This is a genomic window from Streptomyces hainanensis, assembly GCF_004348415.1.
GTDB lineage: Bacteria > Actinomycetota > Actinomycetes > Streptomycetales > Streptomycetaceae > Streptomyces > Streptomyces hainanensis.
The window spans coordinates 1-4,884 of sequence record NZ_SMKI01000524.1 but is presented as its reverse complement, the minus strand read 5'-3'; the positions used below and the strand labels follow the sequence as shown (position 1 = coordinate 4,884).

Sequence of the window (4,884 nt, the reverse complement as noted above, 5' to 3'; positions counted from 1 at the left end):
GGGCGGGGGCGCGGGTCAGCCCTTGATGGCGCCGGCCGTCAGGCCGCCGACGATCCAGCGCTGGAGGAGGGCGTAGAGCCCGAGGATCGGCACGACGGCGATCAGGATGCCGGCGCTGAGCCCGGTGTAGTCGGTGGAGAAGGCGCCGTTGAAGTTGAGCATGCCGAGCGGGATGGTGCTGTTCTCCGGCGAGCTGAGCATGATCAGCGCGATCAGCAGCTCGTTCCAGGTGGCGACGGTGTCGAGGATGGCGACGGTGACCAGCGCGGGCAGCGAGAGCGGCAGGATGAACTGCCAGAAGATCCGGAAGTTGCCGGCCCCGTCCACCCGGGCGGCCTCGATCAGCTCGTCGGGGATGCGCCGGAAGAACTGGTGCAGCACCAGGGTGGTGAAGGGGATGCCGAAGGCGAGGTAGGCCGGGAGCAGCCCCACCAGGGTGTCCGTGAGGTAGACGGACCTGAGCATGGTGAAGAGCGGGACGATCGCGATGTAGAGCGGAACGGTCAGTCCGAGAAAGACGAAGAACATCACCGATCGCCGGAAGCGCAGGTCGAGCTTGGCCAGCGCGTAGGCGAGCAGCGCCGAGACCGCCACGCCGAGCGGCACCTTGACGACGGTGATGAGCAGGCTGTTGCGGTAGGTGGTGGAGAAGTCGCCGACGTCCCAGGCGTTGCCGAAGTTGTCGAGGGTCCAGGAGCCCGGCCAGGAGACGGTCCCGGACGACGCCAGGTCGGCGCCGGTGCGCAGCGCGGTGGTGACGAGCACCAGCAGCGGCCCGAACCAGAGCAGCGCGAGCAGGCCCAGGCCCACGGTGAGGCCGACGGAACGCGGGGTGAGGCGGGGGGTGACGCGTGCGGTGAGGCGGGGGCCGGGGATCGTCGCCATCACGAGTCCTTCGTCTGGGAGAGCACATAGGGGATGCCGACGAACACGGCGACCAGCGTGATGACGACGGCGATCGCCGCCCCGTAGCCCGACTGGTAGTACTGGAAGACGTTGAAGTACATCCAGGTGCCGAGGACCTGGGTGGAGCGTCCGGGGCCGCCGTAGGTGAGGGCGTAGATCAGGTCGAAGACCTTGAACGACTCGATCAGCGAGAGCGCCAGCACGATGTGGTTGGTGGGGCGCAGCGCCGGCAGGGTCACGTGGCGGAAGCGCTGCCACGCCGTGGCGCCGTCCGTCGTGGCGGACTCGTGGAGTTCTCTGGGGATGGTCTGCAGGGCGGCCAGGTAGAGCAGCAGCGGGAAGCCGGTGCGCACCCAGACGGCGGGGACCATGGTGGCCCACAGCGCGGTGGAGTCGTCGCCGAGCCAGGCGCGGGTGAGGGAGTCGAGGCCGAGGGTGCCGAGGGCCTCGTTGATCGCGCCGTCGGTGGGGTTGTAGAGCCAGCCCCAGATGGTGGCGACGGAGACCAGCGGCAGCACGGCGGGCGCGTAGAAGATCGTGCGGAGGAACGAACGGCCGAGCACCAGGCGGCTGTTGAGGGCCAGGGCCAGGGCGAGGCCGAGCAGCATGGGGAGCAGGATGGTGACGAGGGTCCACAGCAGGTTGTTGCGGACGGCGGTGCCGATCACCGGGTCGTCGGCGAGGTGCCGGTAGTTGTCGAGGCCGACGTACTCCCGGTCCGGGGTGATGCCGTCCCAGGAGGTGAGGCTGAGGAGGACCGACCGCGGCCAGGCCGAGCGCGCCGCCGGCGCCGCCCAGCGCGCGATCGACGACGAGGACGTCCTCGCCGTGGTCGGTCCCGCGAGCTTCGACACGGTCGCGGAGGCCGGCAGCCTGTACAGCGCGGCCGGCCTCACCTTCGTGGTCCACTCGGTCACCGAGGCCGAGGCCGACAACCCGGAGTTCGGCACCCTGCTGTGCGCGGTGCCGAACGACGAGCGGTCCGGCACGGAGATCGGCGAGTTCCTGGCCCGGCATCCGGAGACCTTCCGGGCGACCGTGATCGACGACCGGGAGGATTACGGCGTCGAGGTGGCCAACGAGGTGCACAAGGTTCTCGTGGCACGTGCCGAGGGCGACTACTTCGGGGAGCGGGATTCGCTGGAGGAAGACGTGACCGACATCGACGCCCTCGCCGGCCGGATCGTCGAGTCGGGCGCGGACGCGGTGGCGTTCCTCGGCAACAGCCGACCGGCGGGCGCGCTGGCCGCCGCGCTCGCCTCGGCGGGCTTCTCCGGCGTCGGGATATCCGGCGACCGGGCCATGTTCCCGGACTTCGTCGAGCGGGCCGGCGAGGCGGCCGAGGGGTGGTACCTGGCGTCCTTCGTCGTCCGTCAGAACACCAGCCCCGAGACGGAGGACTTCGCCGCCCGCCTCCAGGAGGCGTACGACGTGGGAGCGGACTACTACGCGGCCCGCGCCTACGACGTCACCGCGATGATCGTCGAGGCGGTGGGCGGCCTCGACGGCACCGAGCTGAACCGGCAGACCGTGTTCGACGCGTTGGCCAACGGCAGCCACCGGGGGCTCACCGGGGAGACCCGCTTCGTCAACGGCGCCTACCAGGGCTCGGGTCCCCACCTCTGCCAGGTCAGGGACGGCGACTTCGTCCCGCTCGGCCCCATCGAGGACTACTACCCCACCACCTGAGTGCCCGCGCCCACCGGCTTCACCGCCCTGACCGCCAGCACCGTGGGCACCGGCGAGCCGCCCTCGCCGAAGGCGTCGAGGACGAGGCCGGCGGCGCCGAAGGCGGCGAGCAGGGCGGGCAGCGGCCAGTGGCTGGCGCCGACCTTGTCGCGCAGGCCCCGGGTGGTCCAGGAGTCCCTCGTCCAGTGGCCGTCGAGATAGCCGGGGCGGAGGACCACGGCCTCGGGGTCGGCGCGGTCGGCGAAGCCGCCGCAGAAGCAGGGGTGGACGCCGATGTGGACGAGCCGGCCGCCGGGGCGGAGCACGCGGGCGGCCTCGCGGAGTACGGCCGGGTAGTCGGGCATGTCGGTGTGCACCATCATCGCGAGCACGGCCGGCACGGAGCCGTCCGCGATCGGCAGCCTGGTCGCGTCGGCGCGGGCGGCCGGCAGCCGGCCTCGGGCGTGGCGCAGCATCCCGGCGGAGAGGTCGACGCCGACCGGGGTCCGGCCGAGGGCACGCACCCAGGCCGCGTTGGCACCGGTGCCGCAGCCGATCTCCAGGCAGGCGCCGACGCCCTCGCCCAGCAACTCGCCCAGCAGGCGGTGGAGTTCGAGGGGGTCACCGGCCGGGCCCGCGCGTCGGCCGTCGGGCAGGAACTCGCTCTCGTACCAGTCGGCTATCTCGTCGTACGCGGCCGTGGGTGCCATCGGGTCCTCCTCGAACGTGACCGCCGTGTCCTGTCCCCGGCATCTCTGCCCGGGGCGGGGCACGGCGGTCACGTGTCCGCCGAGGGCGGACGGGAGCGGGGGGCCGCTACTCGGCGACGGAGATGCCGAAGACGTCCAGGACGGCGTAGACGCCGAGGAAGGCGATGGCCGCGCTGCTGAGGACCAGGGCGACGGTGAGCCAGGGGTTGCCGCGGAAGCGTCGGTCGACGCCGACGGTGCGCAGCCGCCAGACGGCGACGACCACGGCGCACAGGAAGATCCCGCCGCCGATGCCGCCGATCTGCACCATCAGCACCGGCGACTGGACCCACAGGAAGGAGGCGGCCCACAGCGGCGGCAGGATGACGGTGAGCAGCCGGATGGTGCGGCGGCGGGCCCGCAGGTCGTTCCAGTCGATGACGCCGAGCAGGCCGAGGGAGTTGGCCCACAGCCGCGGCACGCTGGCGGTGGAGCCGATGAGGGTGGAGTAGAGCACGGCGATCGCGCCCACCAGGAAGACGTACTTGGCCCACGGCCCCATGGTGTCGGTGTACATCCGGGAGAGGGTGGTGATCACCTCGTTGCCCTCGGGCACCAGGTCCTGGGGGTGCAGCACGGAGGCGCCGATGACGTAGAAGGCGAGCGTGCAGAGGGTGCAGACGAACCAGGAGACGGTGACGTCGAGGCGCATCACCCTCAGCCAGCCCTCGGCGCGCCCGGCCCGCTCCTCGGAGCCGTCGTCGGGTCCGGTCCAGCGGGCGTAGCCCTTCTCCATGCACCAGTAGGTGTAGGTGGTCATCTCGTCGGCGCCGACGCCGGTCAGGCCGAACATGGCGAGGGCGATCCCGAGGGTGCCGGCGGGGATGGTGAGGCTCAGGCCCTCGCCGAGGTCGGACGGGCCGTAGCCGAAGTCGGTGAACGGCAGGGAGAGCGCCAGGCCGACGGTGATGGTGGTGAAGATGATGACGGACGCGACGGCCGCCCGCTCGACGGTGGCGTAGCGGCCGGTCCGCAGGAGCAGCACGGCGCTCGCGGTGATGATCACCGTCCAGGTGGCGAGCGAGGCGAAGCTCAGCGCGTCGCCGGTGATCGGCCACATGATGGAACAGGCGGCGGCGGTGCCGCCGATGATGCCGCCGCGCTGGAACATCTTGGCGAAGTCCATGCCGATCCACAGCCAGTTGATCCAGCCGAGGGGCCCGATCCTGGGGCTGACGTCCCGGTAGCCCTCCAGCGCGGTGCGGCCGTTGAGGATGGTCCAGCGGGCGAGTTCGGCCTGGATCCAGACCTTGACGGTGGCGCTGATGATGACCAGCCAGAGCAGCACGAAGCCGGCCCTGGCGCCCAGCGCGGTGGTGGCGATCAGTTCGCCGGAGCCGACGATGGCGGCCGAGAGGACCAGACCGGGACCGAGGTAGCGCAGCCGCCCGGCGAGCGTGGTGGGCGGTTCGAGTACGTCCTTCGGGTCGAGCCGGTAGGGGTCGGCCTCCTCGGCGACACCGGTCACCGAGTCGGCCTTTGTCGTAGCCATGCCAAGATCCTCTCTGTCCGGCGCCGATGCCGGACCGGGAGCGGGGTGGGGGAAGGCAGGGAGCGGAGC

At 71.5% G+C, this 4,884-nt stretch carries 5 protein-coding genes; 1 reads left to right on the top strand and 4 read right to left on the bottom strand.

The genetic code is table 11. The features are described from left to right. Nucleotides 1–15 precede the first annotated feature (15 nt). Together E1283_RS31680 and E1283_RS31675 are read right to left on the bottom strand one after the other, a co-directional pair. Nucleotides 16–885, bottom strand: a complete 870-nt coding sequence (locus E1283_RS31680) for a carbohydrate ABC transporter permease (RefSeq protein WP_132821617.1) — start codon at nt 883–885, stop codon at nt 16–18. Then, nucleotides 885–1,760 carry a carbohydrate ABC transporter permease gene (locus E1283_RS31675; RefSeq protein ID WP_243745242.1) on the bottom strand — a complete coding sequence of 292 codons (876 nt, stop codon included), beginning with the start codon at nt 1,758–1,760 and terminating at the stop codon, nt 885–887. The genes E1283_RS31680 and E1283_RS31675 overlap by 1 nt, the downstream gene beginning before the upstream one ends. On the opposite strand from E1283_RS31675, the gene E1283_RS31670 reads away from it, so the two are divergent. Beyond that, nucleotides 1,648–2,595 carry an ABC transporter substrate-binding protein gene (locus E1283_RS31670; RefSeq protein WP_165956315.1) on the top strand — a complete coding sequence of 316 codons (948 nt, stop codon included), beginning with the start codon at nt 1,648–1,650 and terminating at the stop codon, nt 2,593–2,595. The two genes, E1283_RS31675 and E1283_RS31670, sit on opposite strands and share 113 nt — an antisense overlap. Here E1283_RS31670 and E1283_RS31665 read toward each other — a convergent pair. After that, nucleotides 2,580–3,284: a class I SAM-dependent methyltransferase gene (locus E1283_RS31665; protein ID WP_132821615.1), complete on the bottom strand. Its 705-nt coding sequence runs from the start codon at nt 3,282–3,284 to the stop codon at nt 2,580–2,582. The genes E1283_RS31670 and E1283_RS31665 overlap by 16 nt on opposite strands. A gap of 106 nt (nt 3,285–3,390) precedes the next feature. Continuing rightward, nucleotides 3,391–4,815, bottom strand: coding sequence for an Nramp family divalent metal transporter (locus E1283_RS31660; protein ID WP_132821614.1), 1,425 nt, complete (start codon nt 4,813–4,815; stop codon nt 3,391–3,393). Nucleotides 4,816–4,884: the final 69 nt, after the last annotated feature.

Excerpts from the sequence above, each read along its gene's own strand:
- E1283_RS31660 (WP_132821614.1), bottom strand. The coding sequence starts at position 4,815 with ATGGCTACGACAAAGGCCGACTCGGTGACCGGTGTCGCCGAGGAGGCC.
- E1283_RS31665 (WP_132821615.1), bottom strand. The coding sequence starts at position 3,284 with ATGGCACCCACGGCCGCGTACGACGAGATAGCCGACTGGTACGAGAGC.
- E1283_RS31680 (WP_132821617.1), bottom strand. The coding sequence starts at position 885 with ATGGCGACGATCCCCGGCCCCCGCCTCACCGCACGCGTCACCCCCCGC.